Below are 24,066 nucleotides of genomic sequence, written 5' to 3'. Positions count from 1 at the left end.
AGAATATGGAATTTGATAGAGATAGCTTTAATGAATTTATTCGAGAAAATTTTTCTTTTGATGGTGCTACTCAGAGAATAATTAACAATATAGTTGAATATGGAATTAAAAATTTTGCCACTTCAGAAGATAAATTAGTTGAATTTATTCAGACTACAATCGATGATCCAACAGTTGAAGAAATAAAACAATTTATTATTAGTGATGGAAAGGAAGAAGAAATAAAAGAATTAACAGATAAGAAAGATAAAAATAGAAATGGAGGAATAAAAATGAATATAAAAAAGGGAAATGTAATTGAAACTGAATTTGGAGACACTATGGTATTGGATGTGAAAGATAATCAAGCTACCTTATTTGACGGAAATCAATTTATTTTAGCCACAGGAGTAGAGTTTAACAAAGAAAGTGGAAAGTATGAATGGGATTCTGTTAGATACGCAAGTGATATAAAAACAATAGCAAATATGGAAAATACAAATTTTGAAAGCATGAAAAATACAATAGATTTTTTAGCAGAATATAATCATAAAGAATTTGTAAAAGGTATTATATCTCTTGAAACAGGAGTAGAAAATGAAAATGTTCTTAATAATGCCTATGATAATTATATGAACGATTCAGTTATGGGGCTTATTGATGAAAAGTTTATTGAATATATAGACGAAGAAGAGTTAAAAGAAAATTTAGAAGTTAATCAAGAACAAGGAGATAAAGAAATGAAAGATATAGATAATAAAGAAAAGGATACATTAAATATAGATGGAAATATAGCAACTGATATAGAAATTAAAGATTTAAAATCAAAAGATGGGAGGGACTTTAAAGTAGCCTCCTTTTCTATTGCTGAAAATGACGAGGAAGGAAATGCAAAATTCATCAGCTGCTACGCCTATAATGACAAAATCAATCAAGTAAAAAATTTGAAAAAAGGAGATTTTGTACACCTATTTGGCAAAGAAAAGAAAAGTATGGGAAAGGATAATAAGGAATACACAAATCTAAAAGTATACTCTGCAAAGTTATTAAAAGCTAAAGAGCATACTAAAGCAAAAGCATCAACACTAGGAAAATTAAAGGAATTTAAGACTAAAGGGAACATGAAAGTGGATGAAAAGAAGAAAAAGGATAATAGCATAGAAAGGTAAAAGATTATAGGGGGCAGGTTTTAGTCTGCCTCCTGTATTTTTTTATTGGTTGTCTTTAAGGGAAAATGATTGGTCATATTGAAAAATATCAGCCACATCCTATCAGGAGGGCTGATACACAAAACTTTTCACACTACCGGAGAACTGATACACCAGATCCTTACTTATATAATTCATTATAAATATACTTATCAGTATTCTTTCTTAATTGAGTCAATTCATTTATCAATATATTCTCGTTGGCGTAGTCATCCATAAGAATATCTTTTTTATTTTTGTATTCATCATATAATTTTGACAACTCTTTTATACTTGGATTTTTATATTGACACTTTTCTAAAGCATTTATTGCTTTTTCATATGCGATAATTTGAGGCTTATATTCACTATAAAAATCTTTATCATTTGGATTTTCTTTATAGGTTTTATAGATAACCTTATTTATTTTTATTGTGTTAATGTCTTCAATAGCTACGTAAATTTCGCTCATAACTTTTTCTATATCCTTAATTTTATTTAGGATTTCTTGCCTATTAACAGCCTCTTCTTGGAGTTTATTTTCCAAATCCATACTAGATGATAGACCGTATTTTCTAAGCTGATTTAAGGTATTCGCCATAGTATTCATATTATGTTTTCTAGCCCATATTTCATAACCTTTAGAAGATTTAACCTTTTCATTGCTTTCTATGTCTATTATATTATCAAATTTCTTATAAGATTTCTTAGCATAATATACTTCACTATTTTTGTAATTTTCATTTACCTTATTTTCAATTCTTTCTTTTATTTTCTCTTTTGTATAATCTTTTCCAAGAGTAGTTTCCTTCGCACGAATGAATCGCCCCTTTTCTCCTTGTTTTTTATGTCTGAAAGAAAGATATTTTCCAAGTTTAATTTCATAGCCATATTCTTCCATAAGCTTTAAGAAATTCTCATAGCTATTTGCTTTATTAATAGCATGATCAATAGAAATTTGAAGTTTATGTTTCCAAGATTTTCCTTTATTAAATTCAATATATTCTTTGTAGGATTTACCATTGGTTTTATACTTTTCTTTAAATTTTACATAATCTTCATCTATAACAGAGAGCTTATATTTTCTACATAAATCATCACTATGATTTCTAATTTGGTGGTAAGTTTTTTTGTTACTTTGATATGCTTTACCAGTTTCAAAAGAAACATTATTAAATAGTATATGGTTGTGAATATGACCCTTATCTATATGGGTAGTAAGAACATATTCATATTTTCCTTTTAAGATTTTATCGCATAGTTCTATGCCTATTTGATGAGCCTCTTCAGCAGTAGTTTCTCCAGGAAAAAAAGATTGAATTAAATGTCTTGCTAAAACTTTTGCTTTAGAATTACATTCTATTTTTGTTTGTTCAAATTCTAAATGAGCAGTTATAGGGTTACAGTTTAGGGAGGAAATTAGAATTTTTCCATCTGTTTTATCACTATTCATAATATAATCAAGTGCTGCTTTTAAAGTGGATTTTATAGGATGAATTTTAGTAATTGCCATTATTCTTTCTCAGTATTTATGCTATTAGAATTAGTAAGAAAGTATATTTTTTTACGTATAGAGAAAATATCTTTTGCCTGATTTTCTAATAAGCTTTTTAAATCTTCTACGTCATCTTTATATATAATTGATGTAGTATTTATCCTTTTAGCAATTTGATTTATATTATTTGAAGTACGACTTATATTTGTTGACATTTCACGAAAGACATCCATATCTAATACATAAATATCTTTTTCTAAAATACATTTCATAATAAATTGTCTAAGAGTTTTACACTTAGATGCTTTATATTTTTCATTTAGCAATTTTAACTCCTCGTCAGATAACATTAAATAAATTCCGTTATTTCTAAATCTACTTGTCATAATTTAACCTCCTCGTATATTATAGTTGTAGTAATAAAATACTACATTTTATTCTCAATCCCTCTTTCTTACGGGATAATAATTGTATATATAAAGCTCGTAGTAAACCTCATTGAAGTTCCTCTTCCTAATAAATTTATTAATAGAAATAAAAAAGAAAAACCTGTAAATTCAAGTAGGATTACTTGACTTACAGGTTTAATTTATTCTATATATTTCGTCTGGAAATCTCCTGATTTAATTTCTATTATTCGTATTTTATCACTTTTTGAGATAATATTCAAGTTTACGTTGAAGCTATTATAAGCGTTTGTTGCTGAATTTAATTATTATAAATTTAGGGGTTTGGGGATATTCCCCAACAAGTAAAATGGAAAAAATAAGCGATATGATCGTAGTATTCTTATTTCATTTTTAGTAAGTGCATATGCACTTACTGTGCTTGCTATTTTTGCTATTTTTGCTATTTTTGCTATTTTTGTTTAATAAAAATACACTATTTTATGATAACTTAAATTTTAAAAAATTAAAAAAATTACTTTGAAATAGATATTTTTACAACTATAATAATATGTATGATATTAAAAAATATTTTAAATTATCATATTTAAAGATATTTAATTAAATTATTAGTTAATAACAATTTAAGAGGGGGAGTAATTTATTTTACACAGGGAATTTGCTGAAGAAAATTATTTAGAAGCCATATATATTTTATCTTTGGAAAATGAAGAGGTTAGAAATATAGACATTGCTAACTATTTGGATTACAAAAGACCGACGGTTACAAGAATGCTAAAAAAACTTGACAATAAAGGCAGGATAACTTATGGAGATGATAAAATAATTCGTTTAACAGACGAATCAAAAAAATTTTGTGAAAAGATGTATAAAAAACATATGTATCTTACTAGCGTATTCATTAAACTTGGAGTTAATCCTAAACAAGCAGAAAGTGAAGCTTGTCTTATAGAGCATGTTATTTCTGATGAAACTTTTGAAAAATTAAAAAAACATTTCGATTACAATTTATAATAAATAGCATAGATGACTCGCATAATGAGATATCTATGCTATTTTTATCTTTAAAATTATTTTTTCAAGAACATCTTAAAGCTATTGATAAAAGATATCAAATAGTATATAATAGTTTTGAGTTAGCCGATGCTAATAGAAAACAAATAAAAAGGTGAATTTATGTCAAAAAACTTTGAAATACTAAATAAAGAAATTAATGAAAATAATATAATAGCAAATCTTTTTATATTCCCATTTGCAGGTGGCGGGGTGTCTGCCTTTAGAAAATGGAAAGATGAGTTTGAAGATATAAAATTATTTGTTGCCCAGTATCCAGGAAGAGAAAACAGGTTTTCTGAAAAGGCTATAAGTGACATTAACATCTTAGTGGATAGTTTATTTGAAGATATGAAAGAAAGTTTTGATTTTAGAAAACCTTATTATTTATTTGGACACAGTATGGGAACAAAAATAGTCTATGAACTTGCATTAAGAATTAAAAATTCGGATTACATAAATCCAAGAGGAATAATAATATCAGGAGGACGAGCACCATTATATAAAGAACCTCTTCCAATTTATCATCTTGATGATGACGGATTTATAGAAGGCTTGAGAAGATATGAAGGAACACCAAAAGAAATTTTAGATAATAATGATTTAATTTCTATTTTCTTGCCAACGCTTAGGGCAGATTTTGTAATAGATGAAGACTATCAAGACACAAAATTTGAGAAATTAGAATCACCTTTACTAGGTCTTATGGGAGATAAAGATCAAGAAATGACCCTAGATGAACTTACAAAATGGCAAGATTATACAACAAAAGAATTTACTTATAGATATATAGATGGCAAGCATATGTTTGTCAACACATCTCCTGATAGTGTCATTAAAGAGATAAAAGAGTTTATAAAAGTAAATGAAAATTGAAGAATATGAGATAAGAAAAATTAAAGATTTTCTTACTTTAGAAGATTTAAAAGATAAATTAGCTAGTAATAATTTAATACTAATTAAGGCTTATACAGATAAATTATTAGAAGAAAAATTACTTCCTTACTTAACTAAAGAGGAGATAATAAAATCAAAGGATTATAAATCAGAAATAGCAAAAATTAATTATCTAGTATCAAGGGCAATACTTAATTTAGCCCTAAAAGGTTTACTAGAAAAAGAAATTGATGATTTAACAGTCAAAAGAGATAAAAATAATAAACCCTACGTAGAAAGCACTCTAGGATTAAAGTTTAACATCTCACATACTGAAGGCTTAGTTTTGTTAGCTTTTTTTAAAAGAGAAGTAGGGGTAGATATTGAAAAAATAAATTATAAATTTGAGTTTAAGGATATATTAGAAAACTGTTTTACTAAAGATGAAATCACAAATATAGATAACAATATAATAAGTTTCTATAGATATTGGACTGCAAAAGAAGCCTATCTTAAATGTGATGGGATTGGTCTTATAAGAAATTTGAAAGAAATTGAAATAATTTCTTATGGAAATAAAGTTATAGAAATTAGCGATAATAAAAACAATATAACAAGTAGATTACAGCCATTAAATTATGATGGCAAATATGTCGGAGCAATATGCTTGGAGGAAAAATAATGAACATTGAATTAAAAGAAAAATTAGAAAAAATTTATGATGAACAAGTGTGGCCGCATATAACCTTAGGAGAATTTATTGAAGATTGTGCTAAAAAATATGGGGATAAAATTGCCTTAGTAGATGGAGATGTTGAACTTTCATATCAAGAATTAAATAGAAAAGCTTGCCATTATGCCAATGGTTTATTGAAAGCTGGATTTAAAAAGGGAGATAGAATCGTTCTTCAACTTCCTAATTGTCACGAATTTGTTATTATCCTTTTTGCCATGTTTAAGATTGGTGTGATTCCTGTATTATCCCTTCCTGCTCACAGGAAAAATGAAATAAAGGGAATATTAGAAAAATCAGGAGCAAAAGCATATATATCTAAGGATAAATATCTTGGTTTTTCATATGTGGATATGATTAGAGAAGTAAGAGAAGAATTAAATATAGATTTTGGAGTTTATATTCTTGGGGATAATCAAGGATATAAAAATTTTTACAATTTTAATGATAAAGATTATCTATATCAAAATATAGATGTTGACTATAAAGAAATAGGATTATTACTTTTATCGGGAGGTACAACTGGGATACCAAAATTGATACCAAGGAGACATTGCGATTATATCTATGTAGCAAAAGAAACTGCAAAGAGATGTAAGATGGATCAAGACAGTATTTATCTAGCTTCTCTTCCTATTGCTCACAACTTTCCTTTATGTTGCCCAGGGATATTAGGAACATTTTTTATAGGCGGCAAAGTTGTTCTATGCCCAGTAACAAGTCCAGATGAAATCTTGCCTTTAATTGAGGAAGAGGAGGTTACGATAACGGGCTTAGTTCCTGCTATGGCAAATATATGTATAGATTTTATAAAGGAAGATGATTACGACATATCTTCATTAAAGGTTCTTCAAGTTGGAGGATCAGTTTTAGAAGAAAAACTTGCTGAAAAAATAGAAAAAGAATTTGGTTGCAAACTACAACAAATTTTTGGAATAGCTGAAGGTCTGATTATGACAACTTCTTTAGATGATGATAGTAAAACTATATTTACAACTCAAGGTAAGCCTATAAGTGAGTTTGATGAATTGTTAATAGTTGATGAAGATGGAGAAGAGGTCAAAGATGAAGAGTACGGAGAACTTATAGTTAGAGGCTCTTACACAATTTATGGCTATTATAAGCTCCCAGAAGTAAATAAAAGATGTATAGACAAAGATTTACATTTCAAAACTGGAGATAAGGCAAGAAAACTAAAAGATGGGAACTATCAGGTGGTTGGAAGAATTTCAGAAACAATAAATAGGGCTGGAGAAAAAATCACCCCTTCTGAAATTGAAGATATTTTACTATCTAATGAGAATATAGGAAATGTTCAAGTTGTAGGAGTACCTGATGAACTTTTGGGAGAAAAAATAGGAGTATTCATATTAAAAGATGAGAAGGACAAACTCTCATTAGAAGATATCAGGACATTTCTAGCAAATAAGAATGTAGCGGAATTTAAATTGCCAGATTCTATAAAATATATAGATTCATGGCCGCTTACTGCTTTGGGGAAAATTGATAGAAAAAAATTAAAAAGAATAGAGTGAAAGGAGCAGAACATGGAATTTGATGCGAGAAAAGAAATTAAACTAATAATTGAAAAATGGTTAAAAGATACCTTGAAGAAATCAGACATAAAAGAAAATGACAATTTAATAGAAAAAGGCTTAAGTTCCATGCAAGTAATGCAACTTTCAGGAATTCTTAAAAAAGAAGGACTTAGAATATCCTTCGCAAAGCTCATTGAGAAGCCTACACTTAATTCATGGTTTGACCTAGTAGCTAATTCAAAAATTATTAAGAAACATTCAAAAGATAATAAGAAATCAAATGATGGCAAAGATTCATTCAATCTTACAGATGTTCAATATTCTTATTTTATAGGCAGAAGTGATGATCAAACTCTAGGTGGAGTGGGTTGTCATGCCTATATTGAAATAGATGGAAAAGATATAGATTATAAAAGATTGAATGATGCGTGGAATAAACTTCAATATAGACATCCAATGCTCAGAGCAAGATTCACAGAAGATGGAAAGCAAGAAATATTAGATAAACCTTTTAGTGAAGAAATTGAAGTTTTTGACTTATCTAATTTAGATGAAAAAGAAAGAAAAATTAGATTAGATGAAATACGAGAAAATTTATCGCATAGAAAATTTAGAGTAGAAATAGGAGAAGTAGCAGAATTAAAACTTGCAAATCTATCACATAATAGAAATAAAATTTTCTTTGATTTGGATTTGTTAGTTGCTGATGTAATAAGTTTGAGCCTTATTTTAAAAGAATTAGGAGAATTGTATTTAGGAAAAGAATTAGACAATCTAAACAGTTATACCTTTAAAGACTATATAAATAATCTTGAAGTAGACTCTGAAATTTATAAAAAAGATCAAGAGTTTTGGAAAGAAAAAATAGACTCATTTGAGATAGAAAGACCCAATTTACCATTAAAGAAAGCTCCTGAACAAATTAAAGAAACGAGATTTACTAGAAGAAAACGAGTTATTGAAAAAGATAAATGGAGCAAAATAAAAGAGGTTGCAGCAAGCTATAAATCTACACCATCAATGGTTTTATTAACTGCATATGCTTTAATTCTAGAAAGATGGACTAACCAAGATAAGTTTTTTATAAACTTACCATTATTTAATAGAGATCTTTCAAACGAAAACTTAAAAGCTATGGTAGCAGACTTTACAAATATCTTATTAGTAGAGCATGAAAGAAAAAATGATACTTCTTTCATAGAAACTTTGAATAGAATAAGCAAAACCTTTATAGACAATGCTAGTCATTCATCTTATAGTGGAGTTCAAGTTCAAAGAGATATATCAAAATTACAGGGTACAAGCCTTAATGTAGTACCTGTAGTTTTTGCGTGCAACATAGACTACCCACTAGAGACTGAAATTTCAAGAAAAGCTTTGGGAAAAATTACATATATGGTATCACAAACTCCAGGAATATGGTTAGATTTCCAATCTTATATAAAAAATGGAGATTTAGTATTATGTTGGGACAGTGTAGATGAACTTTTCCATGAAAAAATGTTAGATGACATGTTAAATTCTTTAGAAGAACAACTTTTAAGACTAACAGAAAAAGAAAATTGGGAAGGTAAATTTGATGTGCTATCAGAAAATCAAAAACAAGTAAGAGAAAAAGAGCTTCAATCAATTCTTCCATTAAACTTTCCTGATGAAAGATTATATGACGGATTTATAAAAAATGTAAAAGAAAATCCAGAAAAAATTGCAATTATAGATTCAGAAACTAAAGAAGAAATATCCTATATGGACTTATATGAAAAATCCTTAAAGATAGCAGGATATTTAAAGGAAAATGGAATTAAAAAGGGAGAATATGTAGGTATTACTCTCCCGAGATCAAGCAAGCAAATTTATGCTATATTTGGAATACTCTTTGCTGGAGCAGCATATATTGCTATCGGAATAAATCAACCTAGTGAAAGGCGAAGTAAAATATACGAACAAATAGGTATAAAGTTTGTAATCAGTGATAATAAAACAACAGAAAATTGCAAACTAGATATAGGAGAAGTTTCTTTAATTGACTTAGACAAAGCTATAGACAAATCCTTAGGTCTTGATAATCCTATAGAAGTAAGTCCTTTTGACTCCGCCTATATAATAATGACATCAGGTACTACAGGAGTGCCAAAGGGTGTTGAAATCATGCACACAAGTGCCATTAATACTATTAATGATTTAAATGAAAAATATTCTATTAATTCAAATGATACGTTACTTATGGTGTCAGCAATAGACTTTGACTTATCAGTATATGATATTTTTGGAATACTTGGTGTAGGTGGAACTCTAATAACAACTAATGAAGATAATTATCGTAATCCTGATGAATGGATTAGAATTATTGAAAAATATAAGGTAAGTGTATGGGACTCTGTACCTATACTTTTTGACATGCTCGTAACTATGGCAGAGGGCGAAAAGAAAAACCTGCCACTTAGAATTGTTATGTTATCGGGAGATTGGATAGCAAAAGACTTACCAGGAAGATTTTATAAGATAAGCGAAAAAGAAAATTCTATAGTTGTTGCTATGGGTGGAGCAACAGAAGCATCTATATGGTCAAATTATTTAAATGTACCAAGGGAAATACCAAAAGACTGGATATCAATTCCATATGGAAGACCACTTAAAAACCAAGTCTATAGAGTATTAGATGAATTAGGTAGAATATGCCCTAATTATGTTAAGGGAGAACTTCTAATTGGTGGAGTTGGTGTTGCTAAATGCTACCATGGAGATGAAGACCTAACTAATAGAAAGTATTTTGAAGAAGATGGACTTAGATGGTATAGAACTGGAGATAATGGAAGATTTTGGAATGATGGTACTATTGAATTTCTTGGAAGAAAAGACACTCAAGTAAAAATTAAAGGTCATAGAATTGAACTTGGGGAAATCGAAGATGCTATAAGTAAATTTGATGGTGTTAAAAAAGTAGTAGTTGATTTTATAGAAAAAGTAAACAGCAAAAATCTAGTAGCCTTTGTAAAAATTGACAAGGATTCTGATAATTTTAATACTAATAAATGTTTAGAAAAAATAGACACTTCTTTTATTGAGGAAGTAGAAGAAATCTGTTATGAGGATATAGGGGCACAAAATAAAAAAATAAATAATCTGGTTGCCAAAACTATTATAAATGTCTTTAAAAGCTTTGAACTTGATTTAGTAAATAATAGCTACTCAATTGTTGATATTTATAATAAAATTAAGGATTCAAAAAGGAATAGATTTATAATTGAAAATTGGATAAATAAACTTTTATCTTTAAAATATTTAGAATTTAAGAATGAAAAATATTCATTTAGAGAAGATGAGATTTTCATAAATGAGGATAATTGCAATAATGAAATAGGTAATTATTTAATGAATTTAGAATTGGAGCTTATAAAGATTTTGTCGGGAGAAAAAGATCCTATAGAAGCATTTTATTCGGATCCAAATAAATCCTATATGTCAAAATTTACAGAAGAACTTTTAGGATATAAAGAATCAATTAATAGCATTATAAATTCAATAAAGGCTTATGCAAGATTAAATAATAAGAAAAATATAAAAATCTTAGAATATGGAACTAGAAATAGCGAATTAACTACTACTATTTTTAAAGAGCTTAAAGAGTTTGTTAGTGATTATATTTATGTTGATAGTTCTATCTACTTTAGAAATAATCTATCTGACTTGGAGAATGATAGTAAATTTAAATATGTTTGTATAAATGATAACTTAGGAACTTCTTTAGATGAAGATAATTTTGATATTGTTATAGCTTTAAACTCGATTCACAGAAGTAATGACAAAAAGACTCTTATAGAAGAAATGCTAAAAGTGTTGAAAGTCAAAGGACTTATTATTGGTAATGAATTAAAAAATAATAACCTACTGCCTATAATTACAGCAGATATAATAAATGAGCAGCCATTTAACGAAGTAAGACCAGCTGATTTTGACAATAATGATTGTGAAGTCCTCTATATAAACAGTGAAAAAAGGACAGAATGCTCTAATTTTATAACTTTTACAATAGCTAATTTAAAAGAAAACAAGCCTACCTTTGAAAAATTAAGAAGTTATTTGTCACATGAAATACCAAGCTATATGATTCCAACTTATTTTTATCATGTGGATGAAATCCCACTGAATAAGAATGGAAAAGCAGATAGAAAGAAGCTTAAAAAAGATTTACTGAAGGATGTCAAGCATTCTAGAGTTATTTCAGAAGAAATAACAAATGACATATCAGATACAGAAAAAATATTATTGAATATCTGGAAAGAATGTTTATGCAATGAAAATATTGGAGTTAATGATAATTATTTTATCGTTGGAGGGGACTCATTAACAGCAGCATCCATTATCGGGAAAGTCAAAAATAAAATGGGGATAGAAATTTCGATAAAAGACATTTTTCAGAGTGCCTCTGTAGCTTCTTTGTCGGATTTTATAGATAAAAACAAAATGTTTATCAATAGAAGCAAAATACGAACTTTAGTGCCAGATAAAGAAAACATATATGAGCCATTTCCACTTACTGATGTACAAATGGCTTATTGGATAGGTAGACAGGGGGCGTATAACTTAGGGAATGTATCAACACATTGTTATTTTGAATTCGATAGTATGGATATAAATGTCAATAAACTACAGAAAGCGTTAAATGATATCATTGAATATAATCCTGCTTTAAGAACAATAATATTAAATTCAGGAGAACAAGTAATTCTGAAAGAAGTTCCATACTATTTATTAAATATAAATGATTTAAGCACTTTGGATGATGATGCTAAAGAAAATATTTTATTGCAAATGAGAGAATCACTTTCGCATAGAATTATAGATTTGAGTAATTTTCCTACATTTGATTTTAAAGTAACTAAAATTACTAAAACTCTATTTCGAATATTTATAGGAATTGATAATGCAATACTTGATGGTTGGAGCATGTTTGAGTTTTTAAAAGAAATAAAGCTTAAATATGATGGAGATTTTAGTTCGGAAACTATTGAACCAACATTTCGAGACTATGTTTTATATAAAAAACAAGAAGACAGATTTCATTATGAACGAGATAAAGATTATTGGATAAACAGGTTGGACTCATTTCCTATCATGCCAAGATTATCCATTATGAAAAATGATGGAAATAACTCTGAACAAAGATTTAAAAGAAAAGAAGCTAGAATAAAGAGAGACGATTGGATAGAAATTAAAAGATTAGCGACTGAAGTAGAGGTAACACCAACAACTATACTTTTATCATTATTTTCTACAATATTATGCAAATATAGTAACAGCAATAATTTTGTAGTTAATGTGACACAATTTATAAAGGAAGATATTCATCCTGAAATTCATAAAGTTATGGGAGACTTTACTCAGTTATGTTTATTGGAAATAAAACTTGATAAAAGCAAAACTATTTTGGAAAATGCAAAGGAAATTCAGGAACAACTCCTTTCTGATATGATGCATTCATCATATAGTTCAATAGAGTTTTTAAGAGATTTAAGAGAGAAGAAACATACAGATATGATTGCTCCAATTATATTTACAAGTGGCTTAGGAATGAAAGGAAATAGAAATGTAGATTTTCTCGGTGAGTTAAATTACTCTATAAGCCAAACGCCTCAAGTATGGTTAGATCATCAAGTAATAGAATTAGATGAAGACCTTATATTGACATGGGATTATGTAACTAATTTATTCATAAATGAGGAGATAGATATATGTTTCAACGCATATGTAGAATTAATAAATGATTTTTTAGAATCAAGCAACAAAAAAGTGGATGAATTAATAAGAATTTCAAATGATGACACAGAAATGGATTTGACAATAAACCATATTGAGAAAAAAGACCTTATTAAAAAATCAATTTCAAACAACAGGAATGATAAAAACCTCAATAGTGAGTCAGAAGAGAGTATACAAACATTTGAAAATGAGATAGTCAGGATTGTAGAAAATGTATTAAAAGTAGAGAAACTAGAGTTGGTAGATGATTTTTTCAAATCTGGTGGCAACTCGCTTAATGCTGTGCAATTAACAAACTTAGTAAACGAAACATTTAATATTAATTTATCTATGGTTGTAATATTAGAAAATCCTATGCTCCAAGATTTTTCTAATGCTGTCTTTAAGGAAATAAATAACAGGAATAAAAACAATAACAATGATAATGAAATAGGTTTTATATAGGAGGGCATATGTCGATAGAAAAAACTATTCTAAAATATCAGAAGCAAGGCATAAGGTTATTTTTAGAAAATGGAAAACTATGCTATAATTCCCCAAAAGGTGTTATGAATAAAGCAATTCAAGAGGAACTTTCTAAGATAAGAGATGAGTTAATAGATTTTCTTGCAAAAAGTTGCTCTCCTGTAATAATTGACAAGGAAAATTTAAATGAAGAATTTGATTTAACAAATATGCAATTAGCTTATACAGTAGGTAAAGGGGAGCTATATAAATATGGACAAACAAACTGTAAAATTTATTGTGAAATAAAATATCCTGTAATTGATATAGCTAAATTTAAGAAATCCTGGACTGATGTAATAATAGCAAATGAAATGTTACATGCTGTAATTTACAATGATGGAAAACAAAAAATCTTAAAGGATTATAATATTCCAGATATAAGATATACTAAAAGGTGTTCAAAATACCATTTTAATGACGAACATTTGGAAAATGTTAGAAAGAGATTATCTTCAAAGACTTATGAGTTAGGGAAATGGCCACTATATGACATAGAAATAACATCATTTGATGATTACAGTATAATTCATTTGTCTTTGGATATGTTGATTGCAGACTTTACAAGCATTGGAGTTATAATTAGAGATCTTGAGGACTCATATTTTGAAGATATTAAGTTAGAAAACAAAGGAATAACATTTAGAGATATTATAGTATTCGATGAAAACTTCAAAAAAACAAGTGAATATCGAATCAACTATAATAAAGCGAAAGATTATTGGTTGAAAAAAATTGAAGATTTACCTGAAGGACCAACATTAACAACCAAATCAAGTGAAGGAAATGTATCAATAAAACAATTTAATCTTCGTATAACTGAAAAGAGAGAATTAGAAATACAAGATATTTGTAGCAGAAACAAAATAACCCTAACAGCGTTTATATTAACAGCATATGCAGAAGTATTAAGCCGTTGGTCTAGCGAAAAAAGATTTTGTATAAATGTCACAATTTCGGAGAGAGATGATATTCATCCTAATATTAGTTCTATTGTAGGGGATTTTACTGATATCAATTTACTAGAAATAAGCAATTTAAACGAAAATGAATTTGTGGAAAATGCACAAAATATCCAGCTTCAACTTTGGAAGGATATTGATAATAGAAGTTTTTCAGGTATTGAAGTTCTTAGAGAAGTATCAAAATCAAGAAAACAGAATATAATATATCCATATGTTTTTACAAGTGCTTTAGGCATTCAAGAGAACATTAAAAGTAACAGTATAAGTAATTTTGGGGAATTGGTTTATAAAATAACACAGACCCCACAAGTAATACTTGATTGTCAGGTAATGAGAGACAAGGGTGGAATATTGATTACATGGGATGTAAGAGATAATATATTCCCTAAAGGTATGATTGAATCAGCTTTTACAAGATTCTCTGATATTATACTAAATAGACGTAAAGAAAACTCTAGCAAAGATAAAGAAGTGTTAAGAACATTTGGCCAGAGTCATATATTGTCATCGGAGTTTAATGACAATATGAATTTTGAATCTTTTATTGGAAATCTATATCTAGAAGAAATGGCTTCTAAAATAATATTGAATAATTATGATCAAAAATATACGTATAAAAAATTAGGTTTGCTAGTAAGAAATATTAGAGATTTATTAATTATAAATAAATGCAAATCTGGAGATACTGTTTTAATTAATTCACCGGATGCTTTTTTAAAAGTCGGAGCTATCTTAGCAATATTATCAATAGGAGGGGGAGCATTACCTATTGATGAAACGGAAGATTTAGAAGAAATAGAGTCGCTAAACAAGAAGTATGATATTAAATTTGCTCTAATTAATGATATTGACGATTTTTGCTTAGATGGAGAGATTTATAAAAATTTAAAAATTATTTCTTTGGAACAGATAGAAGATTTTGATGATGAAAAACCAGATAAATTTGAAATAACTGATATAGCAAAGGCTACACTCATTTCAAAGGAGATGGATCAATTAGGTGAAATGAGATTTTATCCTATCAAGGTTAAAAACATATTTTCTTTTGTCAGAAAACAAATTGATTTATTGAAAGTAAGAAAAGCTGATGAATTACTAGTTTGTGAAAATAACAATAGCCGTGTTTTAATTACGAATTTATTAATATGCTTATTATCTCAATCAACATTAAACCTGTGCAAAAATATTTCACAACAAAAATATAATAAAATGATAATGGACTCAGAATTCATACAGGTCAATATGCATCAACTTGAAGTGTTATGTAAAAATCATATTCGTAAATCAAAAATAAAATCAATAATTTCTAAAACTTTAATTGTTATAACTGCTATTGACTCTATGAGCTTAATAAATCAATTTCCAGAGTTATTAGAAAGTTTTAGAATTATATTTATGATTGATGATTTTACAATTCAAGATAATGAGCAGTATATGATTTTATGTAAAGAGTATGTAAAGATGGATCATGAAGATAATTTGCTTTCATTTAACAAGAATCTATCGAGCGGTGAAATTTCTATTTTGGATCAGCATTTGTCTATGTGCCCAGAATGGGTTGTAGGTGATATATTCGTCAACAAAAAATCGAACGATGAGTCAAGTAGTGACATATATAACAGTACTGATCAAAAAAATGTTCTTGCGAAAACAAAATTTAGAGGAATGTATACATCAGATAGTATAATAGTAACCCATGATAGTACTGGTGATGTAAAATTAGAGGGTAACGATATTAATGTTTATGAAATTGAAAGTAAAATTAATTCTTTAAAAGATATTCATAAGTCTGCAATTGTCCCCAACAAAAATGATTGTAGCGTAGATGTGTTTGTCCAACCAAATTTTTCTGAAGCAACCAAAGATACCAGAAATATTAAATTTTCGGAGTTCAACATAAAAGATGTGGATGACTTTAACTTGGATAATTTTTTAAGGTGGATGCAGGCATCAAACGAAACGGCTATAGAGGATATTTTTCAAACATTTTTAAAATTAGGAGTATTTGTTAATAAAAACAAGTGGTATTCTATTAAAGAAATATATTATGAAACAAAGGTTGTTGATATATACAAAAGATTATTGAAAAGATGGCTTAATGCACTTATTTCCGAGGGAATTATTAAATACAACGCAAACAGAGGATACAAATTAAATAGTTGTAGAGTAGATAATATAGGAAAGGCATGGGAAAAATGGAAAGAGATAGATTTGCACGTTAAATACAGCGATATAATGATGAATTATTTTTATGAATCACGAGTGAATCTAATTAAATTGCTACAAGGAAAGATAAATCCAGTTGAGTTATTTTTCCCAAATGGTTCTTTTGATGTAGCTTTAGCAGCATATAAAAACAATCCTATAAGTAACATAATGAATAAAGCAACGATAAAATATATTAATGATATTATAGATGATTTCAATCAACGCTTTCCTAACAAGGATTTCAGGATTTTAGAAGTAGGGGGAGGAGTTGGAGGAACCACTATTGATTTAATGAAGCAAATTAAAAATTATAATATAAAGTATTTATTTACTGATATTTCTCAGTCATTTATTAATGAAGCAGAAAAAAATTTTATAAAGTATAATAATATAGATTTTGGAATTTACGATATAAATAAAGATTATTTTGAACAGGGAATGAATAATTCAGAGTTTGATTTAATCATTTGCAATAATGTATTTCATAATGCAAATGATGAATCTGAAGTATTAGAACAATTTAAGGGAATGCTTACTAGAAATGGACATCTAGTAATTCTTGAAGGTTTACCCGGAAGTTATGCGTTATTAACTTCAATGGAGTTTCATGCAGGCTTAGACCATATAAAAGGATTTAGAGAAGATACGGATCAAGTGTTTTTATCAATGAATGACATGAATAAAATCATAAATTATTGCAATGGTGATTTGGTGAAGTGTTTTCCAGACAATAGCAGAGAACGAGATATTTTGGGACAATGTTTATATATTGTAAAATTTAGAGAAAGTATTATTGATTTAGATAAAAAAAGAATTTTAAATAATATATTAAGACTCTTGCCTTATCCTATTAGAGTTAATACATTTAATGTTATTAATTCAATCCCTCTTACAAGGGAAGCTTGTATTAATAGAAGAAAACTAAGAGATGATTTAAAGGAAAGAATTAATAAAAGAGTAAAAATAAAAGAAATAAATAAGAAGGAAGTTGGACCTGCAACTAATTTAGAAAAAAATTTAGTTCAAATATGGAAAGAAACATTGAAAGTTGAAAGTTTGAGCATTAATGACAACTTTTTCGAATTAGGAGGTGATTCTTTAATAGCAGCACAGATTGCCTCTAAAATGAAACAAAACTTAGCAGAGTTTAAAGAAGTCCCTTGGGATCAGATAATGTTGGGCTTAATTCAATCAGATTCCTTAAGAGAAATGTGTAGTAATTTTATATTTAACTCGCAAGAAGAACTAAAAGAAGATAATGAGAGTATAGGAAAAATAATTTTACTGAGTGAGAAAAAGACTACGAATTCAGCATGTGTTTTATTTCATGATGGTTTAGGAAGCTTGGGACCATATTCGAGCTTGATACCATTAATAAATGAAAATTGTGATAAGTATAATTTATACGGATTAGGAAATATTGATGAAAAAAGTTTTTTATCAATATCTCCAGATAACTTGATATCAACATTAGGATACGAGTATGCAAATCTATTAGAGCAGACGGGAGAAAAAGAATTCGAATTAATAGGATTTTGTACGGGTGGGTTGATAGCTATTGAAACTGGTAAAGTTCTATTAGAAAAAGGTTTGAAGGTAAATATGGTGACCACAATAGATACTATGATATGCAAAAAGATGATACTAAATAATTTTCTATTAGAAAGGGCATTTGCACAACTCATAGGAGCGAATATTAATAAAGCTGGTCATTCAGTTTCAGACGAAGAAGTGAGAAAGAGCTTACTATACTTATCGAAGAATTATAATCTTAAATTAATGCAAAGGGATGATTTATTTTTAGAGTCTATTGATAAATTTAAGAATGTGAAAGAATGTTATGTAGAATTTAGTACATTAGATGAAAATGAGCGTTTTAATAGGATGTTAAATAGCATTGAAAACGAAAAGCTTAATGAAATAAATACTTTAAGTAATATTAAGCAAAGATTCAACATATTCTCTCAAAGTTTTGAGGCTGCTATGCTATATGAGCCTGAAAATTATGTAGGAGATGTAAAAGTTTTATATTGTGATAATGAAAAATTTACTTTTTTACCGCTCGATAATATTGATAATGAAAAATTTTGGAAGAATGCAACTTTAGGGGATATAAAGCTACAAAAAATAAAAGGGAATCACTTAACATGTTTAAATGGGGAAATGGCAAGTGAAGTATTTAAAAATATTTTTGGAGATAAAAAACAATGAAAAAAAAGATAGGTATATTGGGATCTAGTGGCTTTTGCGGGAATATAGTATTTGAGGAGTTGAAGCAAAGTGGGTATAGGTTAAAATGTGGACATAGATATATAAAAAAAGATCTCGTAGATAAATATATTGAGCACGTATCCGTTGATGTTTTGAATGATAAAGAGTTGTACCTTTTTTGTAAGGATTGCGACTTGATAGTTAATGCGACAGGACCTTCATATGTTACAAGCCCTAAAATTGCACATGCAATAAAAAAACTTGATTTAAAATATGTTGATTTATTTGGCGTTAATTTATTGGATGATGAAATAATTTTAAATACAAAATCTGTAATAGGTACTGGAAATTTCCCAGGATTATCTGGAATTGTTTTGAAGTGGCTCAATGAAAAATATTCAAAAAACTTAAAACGTATTTACATGTATGCTGGAGGAAATGAGAAAGTGACATTAAATGCATTAATTGATGTTTTAATGAGTTCATTAGATGGATATATTGAGACCAATTGTTTTATCTCTAAAGGAGAAAAGAAAAAAATAAGCAGAGAAGTTGATTTAAAAGAACAAAATAATGTTGATTTTTTACCTTTGAATTCTGTATGTATAAAATATATTTCTAAAGAGTTATTAAATGTTTCTGAAAAATTTCCTAATAATGAAGTTTATTGGAATAATGTGTATCTCAACCCAGAGCATGATAAGATTCTACGACAGGGTGTTTCAGAAATCCAGAAAGAATATTCCTTGGAGAAAGTATATCAAGTTGCCGATTACATTAATGAGCAAATATCAAGTAAAAGAAAAGTTAAGGATAATTTATTTCAATACAAGTATCAATGTTCTATAATTCTAGACTATGGGTTTGGGGAATATGAGGAGTTTTTAGAAGTTATATGTGGAGATACTTATCTTATAAACGGTTATTTAACAGCAATGTGTGTAAAAGAGTTGTTGGATAGAGATGACATAAATAAAACAATGTGGGCGTTTGAGATTTTGGATAGTAAAGATGTTTTAGAAGAGTTGCTATACAGAAAAGCTATTTTAGATATTAAATTAAATGGCAAATCAATAAGAGATGAAATTTGTGTTAGCCAAGAAAGGGGGGAAATATAAGTTATGCAAAACAAATATAGAGTATTGGTTTGTGGTGTAGGATTTGGACAGTTTTATATAAAAGCTATCGAAAATATGAATGAAAAATTTCAGATAGTAGGCATTTTGTCAAAAGGTAGTGAATTGTCTCAAAGTTATGCTAAAAAGTATAAAATACCAATATATACAACCTTAAATGATGTGAATCTTAATGAAATAGATTTGGCTTGTGTTGTTATAGGGTCAACATTGATAGGTGGGGCAGGCAGTGATTTGGTTAAGCAACTGTTAAAGAATGGAGTAAATGTAATTCAGGAACAACCAGTTCATTTAAAAGAATATATAGAGTTTTTGAAATTATCAAGAGAAAATTCTTGTTTTTATAAACTTAACACATTTTATCCAAATTTAAAAAGTGTAGATACATTTTTGAGTTTATCTAAAAAGCTAAATAAGTTGTCGAAAATTAGATTTATTTCTGCACAATGTAGTGTACATGTATTGTTTCCTCTTATAGATATTTTGGGAAGAGCTTTGGGAGGACTAAAACCTTATGAATTTAGAAATATATCTACGCAGAATATAGAATCACCTTTTGAGATTATAGAAGGGTATATAAACGATATTCCTATATGTATAAGTGTGCAAAATCAAATGACTGCGAAAAATCCAGATAATTACATGTTATTAATGCATAAAATAATGTTTATAACGAACTCAGGGAATTTGACATTATCAGGTACAAATGGACCTATAATATGGGAGAGCTGTTTGGATAAGCCACATGATAAAAATGGAAAATTTAATTTAGAAGAAAGCAATGAGTTTTCGAAATTAAAAACATTTGAAATAGCTGAAGATAACGAAGAAACTTATAGTAGTATGATGAAATTAAGTTGGGTTAATTCTATTTCAAAGTCCATTATAGAATTTATAAATTGTATAGATAGTAAAAAGGCTAATATAGTGGAGCAACAATACTTGATTTCAGCGATAGAGACATGGGGTGAATTATCTAGAGAGCTTGGACAAAGTAAAATAATTCAACCGTATAAAAAAAATGCAATTAAAATTAATGATTTAAAAGGAGGAAAAAATGAATAAAAATAATATGAATGGTCTAAAAACAAAGGATTTGATTACTATAGGAGTTTTTACAGCTCTCTATTTTATATTTAATATGATTGGGGGAATGCCTTTTGGAATGAATCCTGTATTAACCTTTTATCAGCCAATGGGTAGTGCTCTTTTATCAGGAATAATATTTATGTTTCTGATCTCGAAAGTGGCTAAAAGAGGAACTATTGCTATTTTGGCAATAATAATTTGTATTTTGAGATTTGCAACTGGCATGCATTGGGCTATGGGTCTTGGAACTTTAGTTATGGGGATAATTGCTGAATTTATAGCAGGAAGCAAGTCATATAAAAGTAAAAAAACAAACATCCTTTCTTTTGGAGTATTTGCACTAGGAGATATAGGGACTTTTGTCGTATATTTTATGGATCCTAAGTCTTGGTCAAATGCAATGATAGAAAAGGGGACAGATATAACATATATAGAGTCTATGAATGCAGCAGCTGCTGATTGGATGATTTATGTTATTGTAATTGGAACTTTTTTAGTTGCTTTATTTAGTGCTTTTATAGGTTCTAAACTTTTAAAAAAGCAATTTGAAAAGGCGGGTATTTTATGATTTCAGGAGAATTGAATACACATATTAATCCATGCACAAAAATAGTTTTGCTATTTTTGTGCATAATTATATCAAGTATTTTGCCCTCAATAGAATATGAATTAGCTTTTGTAGCATTAATTGCTATTTTTAGTCTTATAAATAGAAAAATCAAAATTGCTTTTACTGGGATATTAATATATCTATTAGTATATTTTCTTAGTATTTTAACTGTAAGATATGGAAGTAATACTTTTAGAAGCATATTTATGCCATTTTTGGGTTTAGTTAATAAAATTTATCCGGTATGTATGCTTTCTATGACAATACTAAGGACAACGAAAGTGGGGGAATTTTTATCTGCTATGGATTATGTTAATGTTTCTAAAAAAATTTCTATTCCCCTAGCAGTAATGCTTAGGTATATGCCAACAGTAAAAGAAGATTGGCGATATATAAAAGATTCAATGGGGCTTAGAGGGATTTCTCCATCTTTTTTGGGATTTATAAAAAACCCTTCTTTAACCGTAGAATGCATTTATTCTCCTATGATAATTATGGCAGCAAAAGCAGCAGATGAATTAACTATAGCTTCCATCACAAGAGGAATTGAATCACCAAATAAACGAACTTCAATTATAAGAATTAATTTTGGAATTTTAGATTATTTATCTATAATAATTGGAGTAATAATTACTGCATTTACAATATATTTGAGGTATTTTTATGATTAAGTTAAATGAAGTTTGTTTCAAATATAGAAACACTAAGGATATTAGCTTAGATAATATAAATCTAGAAATAAAAAAAGGAGAGTTTATTTTAATATGTGGTTCTTCTGGATCTGGCAAAACCTCTATTACAAGGCTTATAAATAAGTTGATACCATATTATTATGAAGGAGATTTAAATGGTGATGTAAAAATAAATGATAAATTATTATCTAACTATCAAATGTTTGAACTTTCAAAAAATGTCGGAAGTGTTTTTCAAAATCCTAGAACCCAATTCTTTAATGTGGATACAAATAGTGAAATTGTATTCGCATTAGAAAACCAAGGAATAGAAAGAGAAATTTTAGAAAAGAAATTAGATGAAACCTGCAATAAATTAGAAATAAATAAACTAAAAAATAGAAATATTTTTCATTTATCTGGAGGAGAGAAACAAAAAATTGCTTTTGCATCAGTTTATGCAACAAATCCAGATATTTATTTACTTGATGAGCCTTCTTCTAATTTGGACATACCGACAATAGATATATTAAAAAAACACTTATCCATGTTGAAAGAGAGTGGTAAAACAGTTATTATATCTGAACACAGAATCTATTATATAATGGATTTAGTTGATAGAATTATTTATATGAAGAATGGGAAAATTGATAAAATTTTTTCCAATAAAGATTTTTTAAGTTTATCTGAAGATGAAATTAAGACTATGGGTTTAAGAACAAGAAACAAACCTAGTTTAAATATAAAAGAAAAATCACCAATTATAGGTAAGTCCTATTTACAGGTAAATAATGTTTCAATTTATAGGAAAGATAAATGCCTTACAGATAGACTTAGTTTTTCTGCAAACAAGGGTGATATTATTGCTGTTTTAGGATCTAACGGCATAGGGAAAACTACTTTTTTAAGAACTCTTTGTGGACTTTATACTGATTATAAGGGTGAGTTTATTTTAAAATCTAAAGAAATTGATGAAAAAGCAAGAAAGCAAATATCTTATATGGTTATGCAAGACGTAAATTATCAATTATTTGCCGATAGTGTCTTTGCTGAATGTAAATTAGGAATAAAGAACGTAAAAGATGATTTAATTAATGAACTGCTAAATGATTTTGACTTATATAATTATAAAAATAGCCACCCTAACACTTTGTCTGGGGGACAAAAGCAAAGACTTGCCATAGTTTGTGGACTATTGTGTAACAAAGAAATTTTTATTTTAGACGAGCCTACAAGTGGGCTTGATTATAAAAATATGATTAAAACTGTAGAATTATTAAAGTCACATTCAAAAGATAAAATTATTTTTATAGCTACCCATGATTTTGAATTTGCAAGTTTAATTTGCAATCGTGTATTGGATTTAGAAAAAATAAGATATGTCTAACTTGATATCTTAATGAAATTATAAAAAATATTCACATTAATAAGAAGATAATTTAATTGTTTTATTATAGTTAACTAATAATTGTTCAGTATTACACTTTAAAATTATTAAGGCATAGAGTTTTCAAGGTAGTGTTAAATAAATTGTGTAACCTCTTGTGAAACTAAGTAAATTGTACCTAACTAGATAATGCTACATGCTTTGTACCTTAATCCCATATATTGGATGAAAAATTTTTGCTTTGGCGCTTTCCTTAT

At 28.0% G+C, this 24,066-nt stretch carries 14 protein-coding genes; 12 read left to right on the top strand and 2 right to left on the bottom strand.

The genetic code is table 11. The features are described from left to right. Positions 1-5: 5 nt before the first annotated feature. Complete coding sequence (locus tag HMPREF1252_RS02335) at positions 6-1,148, top strand: hypothetical protein (RefSeq protein WP_023059179.1); 1,143 nt, start codon at positions 6-8, stop codon at positions 1,146-1,148. Positions 1,149-1,308: 160 nt separating this feature from the next. Here the strand turns inward: HMPREF1252_RS02335 and HMPREF1252_RS02330 are convergent, their stop codons facing one another. Both HMPREF1252_RS02330 and mobC read right to left on the bottom strand, forming a co-directional pair. Beyond that, positions 1,309-2,679, bottom strand: coding sequence for a relaxase/mobilization nuclease domain-containing protein (locus tag HMPREF1252_RS02330; protein ID WP_023059258.1), 1,371 nt, complete (start codon positions 2,677-2,679; stop codon positions 1,309-1,311). Then, a complete protein-coding gene (gene mobC, locus HMPREF1252_RS02325) occupies positions 2,679-3,047 on the bottom strand; it encodes a plasmid mobilization relaxosome protein MobC (RefSeq protein WP_023059257.1) in 369 nt (122 codons plus the stop codon). The genes HMPREF1252_RS02330 and mobC overlap by 1 nt, the downstream gene beginning before the upstream one ends. Positions 3,048-3,710: 663 nt before the next feature. Here mobC and HMPREF1252_RS02320 point away from each other — a divergent pair. The 11 genes from HMPREF1252_RS02320 (at position 3,711) to HMPREF1252_RS02270 (ending at position 23,809) form a co-directional block, all read left to right on the top strand. Next, positions 3,711-4,082 carry a metal-dependent transcriptional regulator gene (locus tag HMPREF1252_RS02320; RefSeq protein ID WP_081695902.1) on the top strand — a complete coding sequence of 124 codons (372 nt, stop codon included), beginning with the start codon at positions 3,711-3,713 and terminating at the stop codon, positions 4,080-4,082. Positions 4,083-4,244: 162 nt separating this feature from the next. Then, on the top strand, positions 4,245-4,997 hold the full coding sequence (locus HMPREF1252_RS02315) for a thioesterase II family protein (RefSeq protein WP_002838525.1): 753 nt from the start codon (positions 4,245-4,247) through the stop codon (positions 4,995-4,997). Next, positions 4,987-5,679 (top strand): 4'-phosphopantetheinyl transferase superfamily protein, encoded by a 693-nt coding sequence (locus HMPREF1252_RS02310; protein ID WP_023059150.1) that lies wholly within the window; start codon positions 4,987-4,989, stop codon positions 5,677-5,679. The genes HMPREF1252_RS02315 and HMPREF1252_RS02310 overlap by 11 nt, the downstream gene beginning before the upstream one ends. Continuing rightward, entirely contained in the window at positions 5,679-7,265 is a 1,587-nt protein-coding gene (locus HMPREF1252_RS02305; RefSeq protein WP_023059270.1) for a (2,3-dihydroxybenzoyl)adenylate synthase, read from the top strand. Before HMPREF1252_RS02310 ends, HMPREF1252_RS02305 begins: the two co-directional genes overlap by 1 nt. 12 nt (positions 7,266-7,277) lie before the next feature. Beyond that, entirely contained in the window at positions 7,278-13,472 is a 6,195-nt protein-coding gene (locus HMPREF1252_RS02300; protein ID WP_023059188.1) for a non-ribosomal peptide synthetase, read from the top strand. An 8-nt stretch (positions 13,473-13,480) separates the two neighbouring features. Then, a complete protein-coding gene (locus HMPREF1252_RS02295; protein ID WP_023059371.1) occupies positions 13,481-18,916 on the top strand; it encodes a condensation domain-containing protein in 5,436 nt (1,811 codons plus the stop codon). Then, positions 18,913-20,034: a saccharopine dehydrogenase gene (locus HMPREF1252_RS02290; RefSeq protein ID WP_023059352.1), complete on the top strand. Its 1,122-nt coding sequence runs from the start codon at positions 18,913-18,915 to the stop codon at positions 20,032-20,034. The genes HMPREF1252_RS02295 and HMPREF1252_RS02290 overlap by 4 nt, the downstream gene beginning before the upstream one ends. A 3-nt stretch (positions 20,035-20,037) precedes the next feature. Next, positions 20,038-21,117 (top strand): Gfo/Idh/MocA family oxidoreductase, encoded by a 1,080-nt coding sequence (locus HMPREF1252_RS09465; protein WP_002842344.1) that lies wholly within the window; start codon positions 20,038-20,040, stop codon positions 21,115-21,117. Beyond that, entirely contained in the window at positions 21,110-21,709 is a 600-nt protein-coding gene (locus tag HMPREF1252_RS02280) for an MptD family putative ECF transporter S component (protein WP_023059402.1), read from the top strand. The genes HMPREF1252_RS09465 and HMPREF1252_RS02280 overlap by 8 nt, the downstream gene beginning before the upstream one ends. Then, positions 21,706-22,422: an energy-coupling factor transporter transmembrane component T gene (locus tag HMPREF1252_RS02275; protein ID WP_023059298.1), complete on the top strand. Its 717-nt coding sequence runs from the start codon at positions 21,706-21,708 to the stop codon at positions 22,420-22,422. Before HMPREF1252_RS02280 ends, HMPREF1252_RS02275 begins: the two co-directional genes overlap by 4 nt. Then, positions 22,415-23,809 carry an ABC transporter ATP-binding protein gene (locus HMPREF1252_RS02270; protein WP_023059220.1) on the top strand — a complete coding sequence of 465 codons (1,395 nt, stop codon included), beginning with the start codon at positions 22,415-22,417 and terminating at the stop codon, positions 23,807-23,809. Before HMPREF1252_RS02275 ends, HMPREF1252_RS02270 begins: the two co-directional genes overlap by 8 nt. The last annotated feature ends 257 nt before the right edge of the window (positions 23,810-24,066 follow it).

This window comes from Peptoniphilus sp. BV3AC2, assembly GCF_000478945.1.
Taxonomy (GTDB): Bacteria; Bacillota; Clostridia; order Tissierellales; family Peptoniphilaceae; genus Peptoniphilus_B; species Peptoniphilus_B duerdenii.
This window is presented reverse-complemented; position numbering and strand designations above follow the sequence as displayed.

Excerpts from the sequence above, each read along its gene's own strand:
- HMPREF1252_RS02335 (WP_023059179.1), top strand. The coding sequence starts at position 6 with ATGGAATTTGATAGAGATAGCTTTAATGAATTTATTCGAGAAAATTTT.
- HMPREF1252_RS02330 (WP_023059258.1), bottom strand. The coding sequence starts at position 2,679 with ATGGCAATTACTAAAATTCATCCTATAAAATCCACTTTAAAAGCAGCA.
- mobC (WP_023059257.1), bottom strand. The coding sequence starts at position 3,047 with ATGACAAGTAGATTTAGAAATAACGGAATTTATTTAATGTTATCTGAC.
- HMPREF1252_RS02315 (WP_002838525.1), top strand. The coding sequence starts at position 4,245 with ATGTCAAAAAACTTTGAAATACTAAATAAAGAAATTAATGAAAATAAT.
- HMPREF1252_RS02310 (WP_023059150.1), top strand. The coding sequence starts at position 4,987 with ATGAAAATTGAAGAATATGAGATAAGAAAAATTAAAGATTTTCTTACT.
- HMPREF1252_RS02305 (WP_023059270.1), top strand. The coding sequence starts at position 5,679 with ATGAACATTGAATTAAAAGAAAAATTAGAAAAAATTTATGATGAACAA.
- HMPREF1252_RS02300 (WP_023059188.1), top strand. The coding sequence starts at position 7,278 with ATGGAATTTGATGCGAGAAAAGAAATTAAACTAATAATTGAAAAATGG.
- HMPREF1252_RS02295 (WP_023059371.1), top strand. The coding sequence starts at position 13,481 with ATGTCGATAGAAAAAACTATTCTAAAATATCAGAAGCAAGGCATAAGG.
- HMPREF1252_RS02290 (WP_023059352.1), top strand. The coding sequence starts at position 18,913 with ATGAAAAAAAAGATAGGTATATTGGGATCTAGTGGCTTTTGCGGGAAT.
- HMPREF1252_RS09465 (WP_002842344.1), top strand. The coding sequence starts at position 20,038 with ATGCAAAACAAATATAGAGTATTGGTTTGTGGTGTAGGATTTGGACAG.
- HMPREF1252_RS02280 (WP_023059402.1), top strand. The coding sequence starts at position 21,110 with ATGAATAAAAATAATATGAATGGTCTAAAAACAAAGGATTTGATTACT.
- HMPREF1252_RS02275 (WP_023059298.1), top strand. The coding sequence starts at position 21,706 with ATGATTTCAGGAGAATTGAATACACATATTAATCCATGCACAAAAATA.
- HMPREF1252_RS02270 (WP_023059220.1), top strand. The coding sequence starts at position 22,415 with ATGATTAAGTTAAATGAAGTTTGTTTCAAATATAGAAACACTAAGGAT.